Origin of the sequence: Bradyrhizobium stylosanthis (genome assembly GCF_001641335.1) — a bacterium.
GTDB lineage: Bacteria > Pseudomonadota > Alphaproteobacteria > Rhizobiales > Xanthobacteraceae > Bradyrhizobium > Bradyrhizobium stylosanthis.
Genome location: NZ_LVEM01000002.1, coordinates 1,066,237 through 1,083,916 on the forward strand (window position 1 = coordinate 1,066,237; position 17,680 = coordinate 1,083,916).

Genomic DNA, 17,680 nt, shown 5'->3' on the forward strand with positions numbered 1-17,680 from the left:
TACATTTCGCCGGTTCGGCCGCGGCACTCGTCCGCAGCGGATTCCGGTATCAAAGGCCTGGCCGATTGCGTAATGTCGCCCCTGTTACGGGCGGAGCCGGGCTGCGGGAAGTTCGACCAGTATGAAACGTCTCAAGATCTGGCGACGGTGGTTTGCGCAGAAGTTCGGCTTCGCGCGGCTGACGTGCCTTGCGCTGCTGGTCGTGTTCGCCGGGCTCCGCATCTGGGATCCGCCGCCGATCCAGGAATTGCGGCTGCGCACCTTCGACATGTTCCAGCTGATCGACCCGCGGCACAAGACGTCTCGGCCGGTCGTCATCGTCGACATCGACGACAAGAGCCTCGCCCAGCTCGGACAGTGGCCGTGGCCGCGGACGCGGATCGCCGACCTGATCCAGAACCTCACCAGCAACGGCGCGGTCGCGATCGGCTTCGACGTGGTGTTCTCGGAAGCCGACCGGCTCAACCCCGACCTGGTTGCGGGCCAGATGCGCTATCTGGACGATGCCACGCGCGCCAAGCTGCGCGAGCTGCCGACCAACGACCAGATCCTCTCCGACGCGATCAGGCGCTCGCGCGTGGTGCTGGGCGAGACCGGACAGTCGCAGATCACGTCGGAGATCGACAAGACGCTGCCCTTCACCGGCGTTGCCACCGTCGGCGAGGCGGATGCCGAGCGCTTCCTGTTCGAATTCCCCGGCCTCCTGCGCAACGTGCCCGTGATCGAGAAGGTCGCGGCGGGCCGCGGCCTGTTCACCATCAGGACCGAGCGCGACGGCCTGATCCGCCGCGTGCCGATGGTAATCCGCGCCCAGGGCGCCATCATGCCCTCGCTCAGCCTCGAGATCCTGCGGGTCGTCACCGGCACGCCGACGCTGCTGATCCGGACCGACAAGAGCGGCGTGCGCGCCGTGCGGCTCAAGGGCGTAGAAATTCCGACCGACAGGAACGCCCAGCTCTGGGTGCATTATGCCCCCCACGACCCCTCGATCTATGTCTCGGCCGCCGACGTGCTCGACAACAGCGTCTCGCCCAGCAGGATCGCTGGCAAGCTCGTGCTGGTCGGCACCTCCGCGGTCGGCCTGAACGACATCAAGACCACGCCGGTGTCCCGGGCCATGCCGGGTGTCGAGGTCCACGCCCAGGTGCTGGAGAGCGTGCTGAGCCGCGCAATGATCTCGCAGCCGAACTATGCGCTCGGCGTCGAGCTGCTCGCCGCTCTGATCATCGGGCTCCTCGTCATCATCTTCACGCCGAATCTCGGTCCGGTGCGCCTGGTGCTCGCGGGCGCGATGTTCGCCGCCATCCTGGTCGGCACGTCCTGGTTCTTCTACGCGCAGCGCCGCGAGCTCATCGATTTCACCTACCCGCTGCTCTCGACCACCGGCATCTACCTGACGCTGATCTTCGCCAGCTTCGTGCGCGAGCAGCGCCAGCGCGTGCAGATCCGCGGCATCTTCGCGCAATACATGTCGCCGGTGCTGGTCGAGCAGCTGGCGCAATCACCGGAGAAACTCGTGCTCGGCGGCGAGGAGCGCGAGCTGACGATCATGTTCTCCGACGTGCGCGGCTTCACCACGATCTCGGAGAGCTACAAGGACGATCCGCAAGGGCTCATCGCGCTGATGAACCGCTTCCTGACGCCGCTGACTGACGTGATCATCGAACAGAAGGGCTATGTCGACAAATATATGGGCGATGCCATCATGGCGTTCTGGAACGCGCCGCTCGACGATGCCGAGCACCAGGTCAACGCCTGCGAGGCCGCGATCCAGATGCTCGAGAAGATCGACCTGGTCAACAAGGAACGCGAGCAGGACGCCGCCGACGGCGGTCACGTCTACATCCCGCTCAACGTCGGCATCGGCCTCAACACCGGCATCGGCGTGGTCGGCAACATGGGCTCCGACCTGAAGAAGAATTATTCGGTGCTCGGCGACAGCGTGAACCTCGCCTCGCGCCTGGAAGGGCAGACCAAGGAATACGGCTTCCCGATCATCGTGGGATCCAGGACCGCGCTCGCCGCCAAGGACAAGTTCGCGATCCTCGAGCTCGACTTCATCATGGTCAAGGGCAAGACCGAGCCGGAGGTGATCTACGCTATCGCGGGCCGCGAGGACGTGATGCATTCGGCCCCCTTCCAGCGCCTGCGCAACATCACCATAGAAATGCTGAGCTGCTATCGCAGCCGCGACTGGCCCGGCGCGCTCGACGCCATCGAACGCGGCCGCAGAAGCGAGGACGCCGACACGCTGGAAAAGCTCTTCAAGCTGTACGAAGCGCGGATCAGGGACTTCCAGCTCAACCCGCCGCCGGAAGGCTGGACGGGGGCATACGCGCTGCTGACGAAGTAGGGGGCGTGTGGTTCGGCTTCGCGCGAGCCTCATACTCGTGCCTGGTAGATCAAAATCGACCATGTCGGTGGCCGGCGAGCCGAACGTCTCCTGGAAAACAGCCGTAACGGCCGGTTGAGCAATTCAAATCGCCCAGCTGTTTCCCTCTAGTCAACTTCCGTTAGGTCGAGATTGCAGCTGGTCGAGTTGCTTCAGGAGATATTGCTGCAGTTGAGGCACTCTCGTGTGTTTCTGACAAGCGGCAACTGCTTCCAGCAATCCAAAGTAAATCGCTTCTCGCAATTCGCCATCAAGGAAAGTGATGAGTGACCGCCGTCGTGCGGCGGCCGGCACATACAGATCGGGATCATCGCCCTCTAGCTCGGAGACCCCCGAGACTTTCACGTGAGCTGACGGATGAATCGAAATGACTTCTCGACACTCATCGAGCTTGCGCCATGCAATTTGCTCTGTCGCACAAAGCGCCCAGACAGATTTGAAAATCACCTCTTCTTCAAGAGTGAGTGCGCGCGCCGGTCGAGCAAAGTGCAAAGAGAACGCCTCGCAGACATATGCTGGGTTCGCCTCCTCGTCGTGCCGGTATTCAATATTGCTGGTTGGTGATGAGAACCAGTCGTCGATGTTCTGAAGAGCCTGCATGATCACCAATTTTCTGTTGCGGAAATAGGGGCCCATGCGTGCAATTCACGCGTGGGCGACAACGAAATCATTCCAGTCGCTCTTATTGTCGATTGATTATGGATCCGGACGCCCTTGATCAACCCCGACGCTAAGGCTATTACTATCAGGTTGCTATTTTAAATTGAAGTGGTGATTGATCGCACCTCGATCCCTGGGGCGTCGGAGCTTGCTCTGCCAAGTCGCGGAGTGCCCTGCTGGATTCCTGTCATGCTGTCGGGGATAGGCAGGGTGGAGGGCAATTTCTCGCTGGATCTGGAACTAGGCGATTGAGCCATTTGGGCTGCAATGGAGGGCACAATGATTTTGCGAGAGACAGAAAAGCTACTTGTCCGGTCGATGCAATGGGCAAGCATCGCGGACATCGACGATGTCCATGAGATTTGCGATTCTGACAGCGAGTGTCTTGCAGAGATAAGAGACGTACTATCGCGATACGGAAAGCTGGATCGCTTCGGAATCACATTGTTGCATTCGCATTTTCCAATTCATGAAGACGAGGTCTTGGTCGAATCGGTTGATCGCACCGCTCGCACGCTTACGATTCAACCCATAAAGCAGGTCGACCTTGGAAATGCCGTCGAAACGGCTTGGTCGCTGAGCAACCTAGATCCGCTTCTTGTTTGTCGTCAGCATTGCATTATCGACCCCCCAGGGCACAGATGAATCCCATCCCCCGATGGAAACCCGACTAGCAATGTTGACCGGGAGAAAATGAGCCCGCCGGTCAAATCCCGTGCGTCGGGAGCAACTACGGAAGAGTCGGCGCTCGCCGAGCGGAATTGAAGATTGCATGTTGATCGTCTGGCAGCGTTTCATGTCAACGCTGCCAGATTTCTTGTGTATCGGAATATTCGCCAATGAGGCGAATTCATTCCTCACTTACGAAGTATGTTGCCTGGCCATCCTCGTCGATTTGAAAGCAGGTAAACTCACTGCCTCCCTTGTGACCATTCAGAAGGATCTTGCAGCCAAATGTTGCAGCCATTTCCAGCGCGTAGTCCATGGCTGAATATGGGTCACGAAATGCCTCATACTTTGGAGTCTTTCGTCCCGGAATCAAAACGCGGACATAGAACGGCGGCATGATTACCGCATTGTCTGATGGATCTCTGAGAAGGCCCATTGATGTCATTCCTGGCGTGTAAAATAAGAAAATACACGTCATTCTTGTCGATATGTCACAGCAACGCAAGGCTTCTCGGACGGGATGCTGTCATGGCTGCCGGCGCATCAGACTCCAGAAGCGACATGCGAAGGCTATCGGAAGGGAGGAGCTCAAGGATGATGTTGGGCGACTTGCCGACGCTAGTGCACCTCAGAGGAATGAGGTTGCGCTCCCGGTACTGACGGCGCCGGCATAGACTCTCGTGGAGCGGCGGACGCGCGCCTCTCGTTGCATCAGGGGTGGGCACGCCTGCGCATTGCCCACCCTACGGCACCTCTGCCTACGGCACCCTCACTCCACCCCGATCGTCGTCAGATCCTGGAACCAGTGCTGCGCCTGCACGAACTGCTTGATCTTCGGCGACAGCGCGTGCGGGTTGGTGTCGTGGACGACCCAGACCAGCACGGCATCGTCCACGATCAGCGCATGCGCCTGCGCGATCAAATCGTCCTGCTTGGCGGTGTCAAACGTCTGCTTGGCCTCGTTGATCAGCGCGTCGACCTTCGGGTTCTTGTAGCCGCCCCAGTTGACGCCCACCGGCGCGATCTGGTCCGAGGCGAAGAAGCGGACGATGGCGTAGAGCGGGTCGGAGGTGACATAGGCGATGTTGTTGGCGGTGATGCCGGCGTTCATCTCGTCCGCCGCGCCCTTGCGCCAATGCGTGTAGAGCGTCTCGAGCTCGACCACCTTGAAGTCGATGTCGATGCCGATCTCCTTGAAACTCTGCTGCAGGTATTCGTTCATCGGCAGCGACAGCATCTGGCCGGTGCCGCCCTGCGCGATGATGAAGGTGGTCTTCAGCGGCTTGGCTTTCGAATAGCCCGCTTCCTCCACCAGCTTCTTGGCGGCGGCGAAATCGTATTTCAGCTCGAAGCTGGGCTTGCCGAACCATGGGCTGGACGGGTCGACCTGGCCCTTGGCGGGCTTGGCGAGGCCGTTCATCAGGCCGACGACTTCGTCGCGGTTGATCGCAAGGTTCAGCGCCTTGCGCAGGCGGATGTCGGTCCAGGGTGAGCCCGGCAGCACGCTGAGGTGATAATTCCAGACATGCGGCGTGACGTTGTCGACCAGCTTCATGCCGGCGGCCTTGAGCTGCGGCACGGCGTCGGGCGCCGGCGTCTCGATCAGGTCCACTTGCCCGGCCAGCAGCGCGTTGGTGCGCGTCAGCGCTTCCGGCATCGGCACCAGCACGATCTTGTCGACCTTCGGAATCCGCTTCTTGTTCCAGTAGTCCGGATTCTTGCTCAGCTCGGCGAGCTCGCGCGGCACCAGCTTGGTCAGCTTGAACGGGCCGGTGCCGGAGGGCTGGCTCGCGAACTTGTCCCAATCCTTGCCGAGCTTCTCATATTGCGCCGGGCTCGAGACCAGGAACCAGAGCATCTGGTAGGGGAAGAAGGAATCGACCGTCTTGGTCGTGATCTCCACGGTGGAATCGTCGATCTTGGCGTAGCTCGCGACGGAGGGCAGGCGGGTCTTCACCTGCGCGCTCTGCCGCTTGTCGAATTGCGGCGCCTTGTCGTTGAGCACCTTGTCCAGATTCCAGATCACCGCGTCGGCGTTGAAATCGCTGCCGTCGTGAAACTTCACCCCCTTGCGCAAGGTGAAGCGCCACTTGGTCTTGTCGTTGTCATCCACCTTCCATTCGGTGGCGAGGCCCGGCACCAGCTTGCCCGGCCGATCGGCGACGTCCATTTCCCAGGCCACCAGCGGATCGTAGATCGTGTAGGCCGTGAACTGATAGGCGCCGGCGCCGCGGTCGGGCTGGCCGGTGGTCAGCGGAATATCCGCCATCGAGATGCCGTAGCGCACCACCGTTTCGGCGCGCGCCGCGAGAGGGGAGAGCGCCAGCGCAAGCACGGCGAGACAGGTCGATAGTCGGTTACGCATGGCCCAAGGCTCCCAGGAAGATCTGGGGCCAAACCTGCAAGCTTGATGCCAGAATAGGCAGACTTGCTGCTCATCCCCCGCCTGATCACAAGGACTTGTCGTCGCATGGGCAATTTGCAGAATAAGTTTCTCCTTGGCATAGCCATTGCATACGATTGCATCAAAATTAATCATCGAAAGCCGAAGAAGGATCGAGGCGATGCGTATCAAGAACAACAAGACACGGGCGGCGCTGATCGCGCTTTTGGCGCTGGGCAGCGCGGCGGCATGGCCGCGCGTCGCAAGTAGCGAGACCGTGCTGCGGATCGGCATGACGGCTGCCGATATTCCGCGCACGCTGGGCCAGCCCGATCAGGGCTTTGAAGGCAACCGCTTCACCGGCCTCACCATGTACGACGCGCTGACCGGCTGGGACCTCTCCTCCGCCGACAAGGCGAGCACGGTGATCCCCGGCCTTGCCACCGAGTGGAAGGTGGACGATGCCGACAAGACCAAATGGGTCTTCAAGCTGCGCCCCGGCGTCACCTTCCATGACGGCACCCCGTTCAATGCAGATGCGGTGGTGTGGAACGTCGAGAAGGTGCTGAAGCAGGACGCGCCGCAGTTCGATGCCAGCCAGGTCGGCGTCACGGCCTCGCGCATGCCGACGCTGGCTTCCGCCAGGAAGATCGACGACATGACCGTCGAGCTCACCACCAAGGAGCCCGACAGCTTCCTGCCGATCAACCTCACCAATCTGTTCATGGCGAGCCCGACGAAGTGGCAGCACTTCTACGACAAGGCCGAGGGCGCCGACGCCAAGGCGAAGTCGCAGGCCGCCTGGACCGCCTTCGCCAAGGACGCGGCGGGCACCGGCCCGTGGAAGATGGCGAGCTTCACCCCGCGCGAGCGGCTCGAGCTGGTGAAGAACGCGAATTATTGGGACAAGGCGCGCGTGCCCAAGGTCGACAAGATGGTGCTCCTGCCGATGCCGGAAGCGAATGCGCGCACCGCGGCGCTGCTCTCCGGGCAGGTCGACTGGGTCGAGGCGCCCGCGCCCGACGCGCTGCCCGAGCTGAAGCAGCGCGGCTTCAAGCTCTACGCCAACGAGCAGCCGCATGTCTGGCCCTGGCAGTTCTCGCGCGTCGAAGGCTCGCCCTGGAACGACATCCGCGTACGCAAGGCTGCAAACCTCTGTATCGATCGCGAAGGCCTCAAGGATGGCCTGCTCGCCGGCCTGATGGTGCCCGCGACCGGCACCTTCGAGCCCGGCCACCCCTGGCGCGGCAAGCCGACCTTCGAGATCAAGTACGACAAGGCGGCCGCACAGAAGCTGATGCAGGAAGCCGGCTTCGGTCCGAACAAGAAGCTGGTGGTGAAGACCCAGACGTCTGCGTCGGGCTCGGGCCAGATGCAGCCGCTGCCGATGAATGAATATCTGCAGCAGGCGCTGGCCGAGTGCTATTTCGACGTCAAGCTCGACGTCATCGAGTGGAACACGCTGTTCACCAACTGGCGCCGCGGTGCCAAGGATCCCAGCGCCAACGGCTCCAACGCGACCAACGTCACCTATGCGGCGATGGACCCGTTCTTCGCGCTGGTGCGCTTCCTGCAATCGGGCATGGCGCCGCCGGTCTCGAACAATTGGGGCTTCATCAACGACCCCAAGTTCGACGAGCTGGTGAAGAAGGCACGCCAGACCTTCGATCCCGCCGCGCGTGACGCTGCACTCGCCGAGCTGCACGCCGCCTCCGTCGACGATGCCGCCTTCCTCTACGTCGCTCACGACGTCGGCCCGCGCGCGATGAGCCCGAAGGTGACGGGCGTCGTGCAGCCGAAGAGCTGGTTCATCGACTTCTCGCTGGTGTCGATGAATTAGTTCGCGCCACAAGCACAGTGCACCCTCTCCCCTTGTGGGAGAGGGTGGCTTCGCGACAGCGAAGCCGGGTGAGGGGTCTCTCTCCGCGGAGAGAGCTCTTGCTTTTGAAATAACAGCATTCGCGGAAACAACCCCTCATCCGGCGCTTCGCGCCACCTTCTCCCGCAAGGGGAGAAGGGAAGAAAAAGAAACAACGTGCTCGCCTATACCGCCAGACGCATTGTCTATGTCGTCCCGATCGTCATCAGCGTCGCGCTGGTGTGCTTCCTGCTCGTGCACATCACGCCGGGCGATCCGCTCGTCGCGGTGCTCCCCGCCGACGCCTCGCAGGAGCTCGCCGCGCAGCTTCGCGCCGCCTACGGTTTCGACCGGCCGCTGCCGGTGCAGTTCGGGCTCTGGCTGCTGCGCGCGCTGCATGGCGATCTCGGCAATTCCATTGCGACGGGGCGCCCCGTGCTGGCCGAGGTCATGCGCGCGGTCGGCAACACCGTCACGCTCGCGATTGCCGCCGCGATCATCGGCTTCACCATGGGCATCCTGCTCGGCCTCATCGCCGGATATTTCCGCGAGACCTGGATCGACAAGGTCGCGACCTCCTTCGCCATCGCCGGCGTGTCCGTGCCGCATTACTGGCTCGGCATGCTGCTCGTCATCATCTTCTCGGTGCAGCTGAACTGGCTGCCCGCGGTCGGCGCCGGCCCCAGCGGCTCCAACTCCTGGGCCTGGGACTGGGCGCACCTGAAATATCTCGTGCTGCCGGCGATCACGACCTCGGTGATTCCGATGGGCATCGTCACCCGCACGGTGCGCGCGCTCACCGGCGACATCCTCTCGCAGGATTTCGTCGAGGCCCTGCGCGCAAAGGGTCTGCATGAGCGCGGCGTGTTCCGTCACGTCGTCAAGAACGCCGCTCCCACCGCGCTCGCGGTGATGGGCCTGCAGCTCGGTTATATGCTCGGCGGCTCGATCCTGATCGAGACCGTGTTCTCCTGGCCGGGGTCGGGCTTCCTGCTCAACTCGGCGATCTTCCAGCGCGACCTGCCGCTGCTGCAGGGCACGATCCTGATCCTGGCGCTGTTCTTCGTCTTCCTCAATCTGCTGGTCGACATCGCGCAAGCCGCGATCGACCCGCGCATCAAGCGGGGCTAGCGATGAGCGAGCTCCCGTTGTCCGCCACCGCCGATGCCGCGCTGCAGGCCGCGCCCGCCACCAAGGCGCGCGGTTATTGGGCGACTGTCGGCCGCCGCATCATGCGCGACAAGGTCAGCATGGCCTGCGCACTGGTGCTGCTGCTGATCGTCCTCTCCGCGATCCTCGCGCCATGGCTCGGTCTCGAAGACCCCTACAAGGGTTCGATGATCCGCCGCCTGCGCCACATCGGCACCCCAGGCTATCCGCTCGGCACCGACGAGCTCGGCCGCGACATGCTGGCGCGGCTGGTCTATGGCGGGCGGCTGTCGCTGGTGATCGGCATCCTTCCCGTGATCCTCGCCTTCTGCATCGGCACCTCGCTCGGCATCATCGCCGGCTATGTCGGCGGCAAGCTCAATACCGCGATCATGCGCACTGTCGACGTGTTCTACGCCTTCCCGTCGGTACTGCTGGCGATCGCGATCTCCGGCGCGCTCGGGGCCGGCATCCTCAACTCCATCGTGGCGCTCACCATCGTGTTCGTGCCGCAGATCACCCGCGTCGCCGAGAGCGTCACCACGGGCGTGCGCAACATGGATTTCGTCGAGGCCGCGCGCGCCTCCGGCGCAGGGGCCTTCACCATCATGCGCGTGCACATCCTCGGCAACGTGCTGGGCGCGATCTTCGTCTATGCGACCAGCCTGATCTCGGTCTCGATGATCCTGGCCGCCGGTCTCTCCTTCCTCGGCCTCGGCACCAAGCCGCCGGAGCCGGAATGGGGCCTGATGCTGAACACGCTACGCACCGCGATCTACGTCAACCCCTGGGTCGCAGCACTCCCCGGCGCGATGATCTTCGCGGTCTCGATCTGCTTCAATCTGCTCTCGGACGGCCTGCGCAGCGCCATGGACATCAGGAACTAGGCCATGAGCGAGAGCAACACATCCGTCACCATGCTGGAGCAGGTCGAGGACGTCGGCGGCGTCGCGCAGCCGCTGCTTCAGGTCAACGGCCTGACCAAGCATTTCCCGGTGCGCGGCGGGCTGTTCGCCGCCAAGCGCACCGTGCGCGCCGTCGACAACGTCTCCTTCTCGGTCGCCAAGGGCGAGACCGTCGGCATCGTCGGCGAGTCCGGCTGCGGCAAGTCCACCACCGCGCGCCTCTTGATGCATCTGATGCCGTGCGATGACGGCGACATCATCTACGACGGCATGACCGTCGGCCAATCGTTGAGCCTGCGCGAGCTGCGGCGCGGCATGCAGATGGTGTTCCAGGACTCCTACGCCTCGCTCAATCCGCGCCTGACAATCGAGGAATCCATCGCCTTCGGCCCGAAGGTCCACGGCATGGCCGACGGCGCGGCGCGGGCGCTGGCGCGCGAGCTGCTGGGCAAGGTGGGCTTGCGCCCCGAAAACTTCGCCAACCGCTATCCGCACGAGATCTCCGGCGGCCAGCGCCAGCGCGTCAACATCGCCCGCGCGCTCGCGCTGTCGCCGCGGCTGGTGATCCTGGACGAGGCCGTCTCCGCGCTCGACAAATCGGTCGAGGCGCAGGTGCTCAACCTGCTCGCCGATCTCAAACGCGAGTTTGGCCTGACCTATCTCTTCATCAGCCACGACCTCAACGTCGTCCGCTACATCTCGGACCGCGTGCTGGTGATGTATCTCGGCGAGGTCGTCGAGCTCGGCCCGGTCGACCAGGTCTGGGACAATCCGGCGCACCCCTATACACGCGCGCTGCTCGCCGCGATGCCGTCGTCCGATCCTGATCGCCGCACCGAAAAGCCGCCGATCACGGGCGATCCGCCCAATCCGATCGATCCTCCCCCGGGCTGCCGCTTCCACACCCGCTGCGCGTTTGCGGAGCCGCTCTGCGCAAATGCCGCACCAAAGCTCACCGCCGTCGATACAATGGGCCACGAGGCCGCGTGCTACATGGCGATCCCGGGTTCAGGCCATAGCCGCGCGCCCGCAGGGGAGACAGCATGACAAGACCGACACCAAAAGAGATCAAGCCGATCGCGCAAGTCTCGGGCATTCCGGTGGACGATGAGATCGCAGCGCGCATCTCCAACGCCATCGGACCTGCCTTCGAGGGTTTCGAAGCCATCGCCGGCACGCTGCCCTTCGACCTCGAGCCCGCGTCCTACGTCCTCGCGCAGACGCAGAAGGTGTCGAAATGAGCCGCGAGCCTGCGTTTATGTCGCTCACCGAGGTCGCGCGTGCGATCGCGATGAAGCAGCTGTCCTCGCATGAGGTGACCCGCGCGCTGCTGCACCGCATCGCGCAATGGCAACCCCATCTCAACGCCTTCATGACGATCGAGGCGGAGGCTGCGCTGAAGGCGGCCGGCGCCGCCGATGCCGAGCTCGCCAAGGGCAATGTCCGCGGGCCGCTGCACGGCGTGCCGCTCGCGCACAAGGACATGTATTACGACGCCGGCCACGTCGCGACCTGCGGCTCGCTGATCCGCCGCGATTTCGTGCCGGCCGTGACGTCCACGGCCTTGCAGCGGCTGAAGGATGCCGGCCAGGTCCGCCTGGGCACGCTGCACCTCGCCGAATTCGCCTACGGCCCGACCGGGCACAACGCTCATTACGGCCCGGTGCGCAATCCCTGGAACGTCGCCCATATCACCGGCGGTTCGTCGTCGGGCTCCGGCTCCGCGGTCGCCGCGCGCCTGACCTATGCGGCGCTCGGCTCCGACACCGGCGGCTCGATCCGCATGCCCGCGCATTTCTGCGGCGTCACCGGTCTCAAGACCACCGTCGCCCGCGTCAGCCGCGCCGGCGCGATGCCGCTGTCGCAATCGCTCGACACGGTCGGCCCGCTCGCCCGCACCGCCGAGGATTGCGCGCTGCTGCTGGCGCTGATGGCGGGTCCCGATCCCGAGGATCCGACCTGCAGCCACGAGCCGCTGTCTGACTATGTCGCGGCGACCAAGGGCTCGCTGAAGGGACTCAAGATCGGTGTGCCCGCGTCCTTCTACGTTGACGATCTCGACGCCGAGGTCGCGCGCGTGCTGGACGAGACCATCGCGGTGCTCAAGCGCGAGGGCGCCGACATCGTCAAGGTCGAGCTGCCGGACCAGCGGCAATTGTCCGCGGCAAGCCAGCTCGTGCTCGCCGCGGAGGCGGCTGCTTTCCACAAGCGCTGGATGATCGAGCGGCCGCAGGATTACGGCGCGCAGGTGCTGATGCGGCTGCAGAACGGCCTCACCGTGCCCGCCATCACCTATCTGGAGGCGATGCGCTGGCGCGGTCCCGCGCTCGCCGCGCACAACGCCGCGACCGCGGGCGTCGACGCGATCATCGCACCGGCCTCGCCAGTGCCGGCACCGACGATCGAGGAGAGCGATGTCGGCGGCGGACCGAATGCACCGGCGATGGTGCAGCGGCTGACGCTGTTCACCCGCCCGGTGAATTTCCTGGGTCTGCCGTCGCTGACGATTCCCTCGGGCTTCACCAAAACCGGCCTGCCCGTGGGCATGCAGCTGATCGGCCGCTCCTTCGATGAAGCGACCCTGCTCACCATCGGCGCGGCCTTCCAGCGCGTCACCGACTATCACGACCGGATACCCAAACTGCCGTCATGACAAAACTCGTCGACATCTCAGGCCTCAACATCCGCTTCACCGGCGAACGCACGGTCTATGCCGTGAACGATCTCAATCTTTCGCTGGGTGACGGCGAGGTGCTGGGCCTGCTCGGCGAATCCGGTTCGGGCAAGAGCGTGACGCTGCGTGCGCTGATGCGGCTGTTGCCGAAGAAACGCACGCAGATCACGGGCAAGGTCAACGTGATGGGGCAGGATGTGCTCGCCATGAATGACGAAGAGCTGTCGTCGTTCCGCGGCCAGACCGTCTCGATGATCTTCCAGGAGCCGGCGCTCGCGCTCGATCCGGTCTACACCATCGGCGCGCAGATCGCCGAAAGCGTCGTGCGCCATGAGGGTAAGTCTTACGCGGAGGGGAGGGCGCGCGCGCTCGAGATGCTCGAGGTCGTGCGCATTCCCTCGGCCAAACGGCGGTTAGATGCCTATCCGCACGAGATGTCCGGCGGCATGCGCCAGCGCGCCATGATCGCGCTCGCGCTCGCCTGCCGTCCAAAGATCCTGCTGGCGGACGAGCCGACCACGGCGCTCGATGCCACCGTGCAGATCCAGATCCTGCTGCTGCTGCGCGAGCTGCAGCGCGAGTTCGGCATGTCCGTCATCTTCGTCACCCACGACATCGGCGTCGCCATCGAGATCTGCGACCGCGTCGCGGTGATGTATGCCGGGCAGATCGTGGAGCAGGGGACTCTTCGCGACATCGTCCGCACCCCGGTGCACCCCTATGCCAAGGGCCTGCTCGCCTCGACCATCCACGGCGCCAAGCGCGGCGCGCGGCTGGAGACCATCCCCGGCACCCCGCCATCACTGGCCGAAAAGCCCCACAACTGCTCCTTCGCCCCCCGCTGCAAGCTCGCCGAGCCGCGCTGCCTCGAGCAGCTGCCGGCCAATGTGGAGGTCGGCCCGGGCCGGGCGGCGAGGTGCGTGCTGGCGGCGCCGACGGTGGCGACGTAGCGTTCTCAGTCGGGATCTCGGCCCCTCGCGCCGCTGCGCTCCCTCGCCCCGCCCTTGCGGGGAGAGGGTTGGGGTGAGGGGCCTCTCTCCGCACACGAGATGGTCGAGAGACCTGTACCCCCCTCACCCGGATCGCGCCGGACGATGCTTCGCATCGCCGGAGCCGATCCGACCTCTCCCCGCAGGCGGGGAGAGGTGAAGCGCGCCCCTCTCAAAAATTTCCTCGCGACAACATCGAGTTGTCACACGTCGCCCCGCGTCGACCGCCCGAGGCGCTTCTACTGTGCATGGGGTTGTTTTCGAACTTTTTGTCTTCGACAGGCGCAACCGGGGTCGCCGGGAACGCATTCAGACCCCATTCATCCCGGTTCCCGTTCCATGCCGGGCATTCAAGGAGAGGGACCTCACTTATGTACATTTCCAACGAAGGCCTGCTCGTCATCCTGTTCGTCGGCCTCGTCGCCGGCTGGCTCGCAGGCAAGGTGGTGCGCGGAACCGGGTTCGGCATCATCGGCGACATCGTCGTCGGCGTCGCCGGCGCGCTGGTCGCGAGCTTCCTGTTTCCCAAGCTCGGCATCCGGCTTGGCACCGGCCTCGTCTCCGAGATCGTCTACTCCGCCATCGGCGCGGTGATCCTGCTGGTGGTGGTTCGGCTGGTCCGCGGCGGCGGCCGTTTCTAGCCTCGCTTTGGCCCGACGGGCCTGAACATTTCGCCTCTCCCCCGCTGGGGAGAGGCCGCGATCTCTGCTATAAAAAGCCGCAAAGACTGTGAAATACCGGATTTGCGTGCGGGGCCGTCAGGGCTAGATGTGGTCCATCGGGCTCCCGGGTTAATTCGACTGCGCTGGGGTCGCAGGGGAAGACGATATTAATTCGGGTCGCGTACCCTGAACCGCCTGTGAAATCAGGGGCTTTGCCCCTCATCTGAAAGAGATCAGACTGATGGCAGCCCTACCTGGCGTCCGCCGTTCAGAGCTCGGGGACGCCTTGCGCGCTTGTCGCACGGCCTTCGTCGGCGTCGGCTTGATGAGCTGCATGATCAACCTGCTCTATCTGACCGGGTCGATCTTCATGCTGGAGGTCTACGACCGGGTGCTGCCGAGCCGCAGCATCCCGACCCTGGTCGGCCTGATCATCATCGCCGGCTTCCTCTACATGGCGCAGGGCGTGCTCGACATGATCCGCAACCGGATCCTGGGGCGCGTCGGCACCTCGCTCGACGAGGCGCTCAACAAGCGGGTGTTCGACACCATTGTCCGCCTGCCGCTCCTGGTCGGCAACCGCAACGAGGGCCTGCAGCCGCTGCGCGACCTCGACAACGTCCGTTCCTTCCTCGGCGGCATGGGCCCGAGCGCGTTCTTCGACCTGCCCTGGCTGCCGCTGTATCTCGCCATCTGCTTCGCCTTCCACGTCATGATCGGCCTCACCGCCCTGGTCGGCGCCATCATCCTGGTCGGCCTGACGATCGTCACCGAATTCCTGTCGCGCCAGCCGGCGAAGGAGGCGATGGGCCTTGCCGCCCAGCGCAACGACCTCGCCCAGGCCAGCCGCCGCAATGCCGAGGTGATGGTGTCGATGGGGATGACCGGCCGCATGAACGCGCGCTGGAGCGAGGCCAACGAAAAATACCTCGGCGGTAACCAGCGTGCGAGCGACGTCGCCGGCGGCCTCGGTGCGGTCGCAAAAGTGCTGCGCATGATGCTGCAGTCGGCCGTGCTCGCGGTCGGCGCCTATCTCGTCATCCATCAGGAGGCGACTGCCGGCATCATCATCGCCGGCTCGATCCTCTCCGCCCGCGCGCTCGCGCCGGTCGATCTCGCCATCGCGCACTGGAAATCCTTCGTCGCGGCGCGCCAGAGCTGGCAGCGCCTCACGCGCCTGCTGGAGCAGATGCCGGCGCAGACGATGCCGACCCAGCTGCAGCCGCCGACCAGCCGCCTCGGGGTCGAAGGCCTCGCCATGGTGGCGCCGGGCGACCAGCGCATCATCGTGCAGGACGTCACCTTCGCGCTCGCCGCCGGCAACGGCCTCGGCGTGATCGGACCGAGCGGTTCCGGCAAATCCTCGCTGATCCGTGCCCTCGTCGGCGTCTGGCAGCCGGTGCGCGGCAAGGTCAGGCTCGACGGCGCGGCGCTCGACCAATGGTCGTCCGACGCGCTCGGCCGCCATATCGGCTACCTGCCGCAGGACGTCGAGCTGTTCGGCGGCACCATCGCGCAGAACATCGGCCGCTTCGATCCCGAGGCCACCTCCGACGGCATCATCGCCGCGGCGAAAGAGGCCGGCGTGCACGAGATGATCATCAAGATGCGCGAGGGCTACAACACGCAGGTCGGCGAGCAGGGCGGTGCGCTCTCGGCAGGCCAAGCGCAGCGCGTCGCGCTGGCCCGCGCGCTCTACGGCAATCCGTTCCTGATCGTGCTCGACGAGCCCAATTCCAACCTCGACACCGAAGGCGACGAGGCACTGACCCGTGCCATCCGCTCCGCGCGCGAGCGCGGCGCCATCGTCATCGTGGTGGCGCATCGCCCGATCGGCGTCGAGGCGGTCGACCAGATCCTGGTGCTGCGCGACGGCCGCATGCAGGCGTTCGGCCCGAAGGAGCAGGTGCTCGCCCAGGTTCTGCAGCCGCGCGCGACGCCGCCGGCTCCGATCAAGGTCGTCAGTGAAGGCGGAGTGACCAAGTCATGAGCACGATGGCGATCGGTGGCGGAAAGCCCGCTGCCCAGAAGACCGTGCGCGATTCCATCAAATTGCACCTGATGCTCGGTCTCGGCATCGTGCTGGTGCTCGTCGTCGGCCTCGGCGGCTGGGCCTCCACGGTGCTGATCTCGGGTGCGCTGATCGCGCCGGGCCAGATCGTGGTCGAGTCCAACGTCAAGAAGGTGCAGCACCCCACCGGCGGCGTGGTCGGCGAGCTGCGCGCCCGCGACGGCGACGTGGTCAAGGCCGGCGACATCGTGGTGCGGCTCGACGACACCGTGACCAGGGCGAACCTCGCCATCGTCACCAAGAATCTCGACGCCGCGCAGGTGCGCACGGCGCGGCTGCAGGCCGAGCAGCGCGGTCTCGACAAGATCGAGTTTCCGCAATCCCTGCTCGATCGCAGCAGCGATCCCGACGTCAAGGCGCTCATCTCCGCCGAGACCAAGCTGTTCGAGGTCCGCGTCAACGGCCGCGCCGGCCAGAAGGCGCAGCTGCGCGAGCGCGTGCTGCAGCTCAACGAGGAAATCGAGGGCCTGTCGGCGCAGGAGACGGCCAAGGACAAGGAGATCGGGCTGGTCCAGAACGAGCTCACCGGCGTCCGCGATCTCTACGACAAGCGCCTGGTGCAGATCTCGCGCCTGACCCAGCTCGAGCGCGACAGCGCCCGCCTCAACGGCGAGCGCGCGCAATACATCGCCTCCCGCGCGCAGGCCAAGGGCAAGATCACCGAGACCGAGCTTCAGATCATCCAGGTCGACAAGGACATGGTGAGCGAGGTTTCCAAGGATCTGCGCGAGACCAACGACAAGATCGGCGAGCTGATCGAGCGCAAGGTTGCCGCCGAGGACCAGCTCCGCCGCGTCGACATCCGCGCGCCGCAGGACGGCATGGTGCTGCAATCGACCGTGCACACGGTCGGCGGCGTCGTCACCGCCGGCGACACGCTGATGCTGATCGTGCCGCAGGCCGATGACCTCCAGGTCGAGGCCAAGGTCAATCCGGTGGACATCGACAAGCTGCAGATCGGCCAGAAGACGCTGCTGCGCCTGTCCGCCTTCAACCAGCGCACCACGCCGGAGCTCAACGGCACCGTCAGCCGCGTCTCGCCCGACGTCACCACCGATCAGCGCACCGGCCAGAGCTACTACACCATCCGCGTCTCGATGCCGCCGGAAGAGATCGCCCGTCTCGGCGACGTCAAGATCATCCCCGGCATGCCCGTGGAAGCCTTCGTCCAGACCGGCGACCGCACCATGCTGTCCTATCTGATGAAGCCGCTGCACGACCAGCTGATGCGGGCGTTCAGGGAGAAGTGACGCGCGAAAGCGCGTCAT

At 64.6% G+C, this 17,680-nt stretch carries 14 protein-coding genes; 11 read left to right on the forward strand and 3 right to left on the reverse strand.

Translation table 11 applies throughout. The features are described 5' to 3' along the window. The first annotated feature begins 121 nt into the window (after positions 1-121). Entirely contained in the window at positions 122-2,353 is a 2,232-nt protein-coding gene (locus A7X65_RS16920) for a CHASE2 domain-containing protein (RefSeq protein WP_063686633.1), read from the forward strand. 150 nt (positions 2,354-2,503) lie between these two features. Here the strand turns inward: A7X65_RS16920 and A7X65_RS41765 are convergent, their stop codons facing one another. The 3 genes from A7X65_RS41765 to A7X65_RS16930 form a co-directional block, all read right to left on the reverse strand. Beyond that, entirely contained in the window at positions 2,504-3,028 is a 525-nt protein-coding gene (locus A7X65_RS41765) for a hypothetical protein (protein ID WP_156527848.1), read from the reverse strand. 874 nt (positions 3,029-3,902) lie between these two features. Further along, the gene (locus A7X65_RS41770) at positions 3,903-4,157 is read right to left on the reverse strand and encodes a hypothetical protein (protein ID WP_156527849.1); all 255 of its coding nucleotides are present in this window, start codon (positions 4,155-4,157) and stop codon (positions 3,903-3,905) included. A 333-nt stretch (positions 4,158-4,490) separates the two neighbouring features. After that, the gene (locus A7X65_RS16930) at positions 4,491-6,086 is read right to left on the reverse strand and encodes an ABC transporter substrate-binding protein (RefSeq protein WP_063686637.1); all 1,596 of its coding nucleotides are present in this window, start codon (positions 6,084-6,086) and stop codon (positions 4,491-4,493) included. Between the two features lie 199 nt (positions 6,087-6,285). On the opposite strand from A7X65_RS16930, the gene A7X65_RS16935 reads away from it, so the two are divergent. The 10 genes from A7X65_RS16935 (at position 6,286) to A7X65_RS16980 (ending at position 17,662) form a co-directional block, all read left to right on the forward strand. After that, positions 6,286-7,944 carry an ABC transporter substrate-binding protein gene (locus tag A7X65_RS16935; protein WP_063686639.1) on the forward strand — a complete coding sequence of 553 codons (1,659 nt, stop codon included), beginning with the start codon at positions 6,286-6,288 and terminating at the stop codon, positions 7,942-7,944. Between the two features lie 195 nt (positions 7,945-8,139). Continuing rightward, positions 8,140-9,093, forward strand: a complete 954-nt coding sequence (locus A7X65_RS16940) for an ABC transporter permease (protein WP_063686641.1) — start codon at positions 8,140-8,142, stop codon at positions 9,091-9,093. A 2-nt stretch (positions 9,094-9,095) separates the two neighbouring features. Further along, positions 9,096-9,998, forward strand: a complete 903-nt coding sequence (locus tag A7X65_RS16945) for an ABC transporter permease (protein ID WP_063686643.1) — start codon at positions 9,096-9,098, stop codon at positions 9,996-9,998. Positions 9,999-10,001: 3 nt separating this feature from the next. After that, positions 10,002-11,063 (forward strand): ABC transporter ATP-binding protein, encoded by a 1,062-nt coding sequence (locus A7X65_RS16950; RefSeq protein WP_063686645.1) that lies wholly within the window; start codon positions 10,002-10,004, stop codon positions 11,061-11,063. Beyond that, positions 11,060-11,257 carry a hypothetical protein gene (locus A7X65_RS16955; RefSeq protein WP_063686647.1) on the forward strand — a complete coding sequence of 66 codons (198 nt, stop codon included), beginning with the start codon at positions 11,060-11,062 and terminating at the stop codon, positions 11,255-11,257. The genes A7X65_RS16950 and A7X65_RS16955 overlap by 4 nt, the downstream gene beginning before the upstream one ends. Then, on the forward strand, positions 11,254-12,669 hold the full coding sequence (locus tag A7X65_RS16960) for an Asp-tRNA(Asn)/Glu-tRNA(Gln) amidotransferase GatCAB subunit A (RefSeq protein ID WP_063686649.1): 1,416 nt from the start codon (positions 11,254-11,256) through the stop codon (positions 12,667-12,669). The genes A7X65_RS16955 and A7X65_RS16960 overlap by 4 nt, the downstream gene beginning before the upstream one ends. Continuing rightward, positions 12,666-13,640: an ABC transporter ATP-binding protein gene (locus A7X65_RS16965; protein ID WP_063686651.1), complete on the forward strand. Its 975-nt coding sequence runs from the start codon at positions 12,666-12,668 to the stop codon at positions 13,638-13,640. The genes A7X65_RS16960 and A7X65_RS16965 overlap by 4 nt, the downstream gene beginning before the upstream one ends. A 410-nt stretch (positions 13,641-14,050) precedes the next feature. Further along, complete coding sequence (locus A7X65_RS16970; protein WP_063686653.1) at positions 14,051-14,320, forward strand: GlsB/YeaQ/YmgE family stress response membrane protein; 270 nt, start codon at positions 14,051-14,053, stop codon at positions 14,318-14,320. 262 nt (positions 14,321-14,582) lie between these two features. Then, a complete protein-coding gene (locus tag A7X65_RS16975; protein ID WP_063686655.1) occupies positions 14,583-16,331 on the forward strand; it encodes a type I secretion system permease/ATPase in 1,749 nt (582 codons plus the stop codon). Further along, complete coding sequence (locus A7X65_RS16980; RefSeq protein WP_063686657.1) at positions 16,328-17,662, forward strand: HlyD family type I secretion periplasmic adaptor subunit; 1,335 nt, start codon at positions 16,328-16,330, stop codon at positions 17,660-17,662. Before A7X65_RS16975 ends, A7X65_RS16980 begins: the two co-directional genes overlap by 4 nt. Positions 17,663-17,680 lie beyond the last annotated feature (18 nt).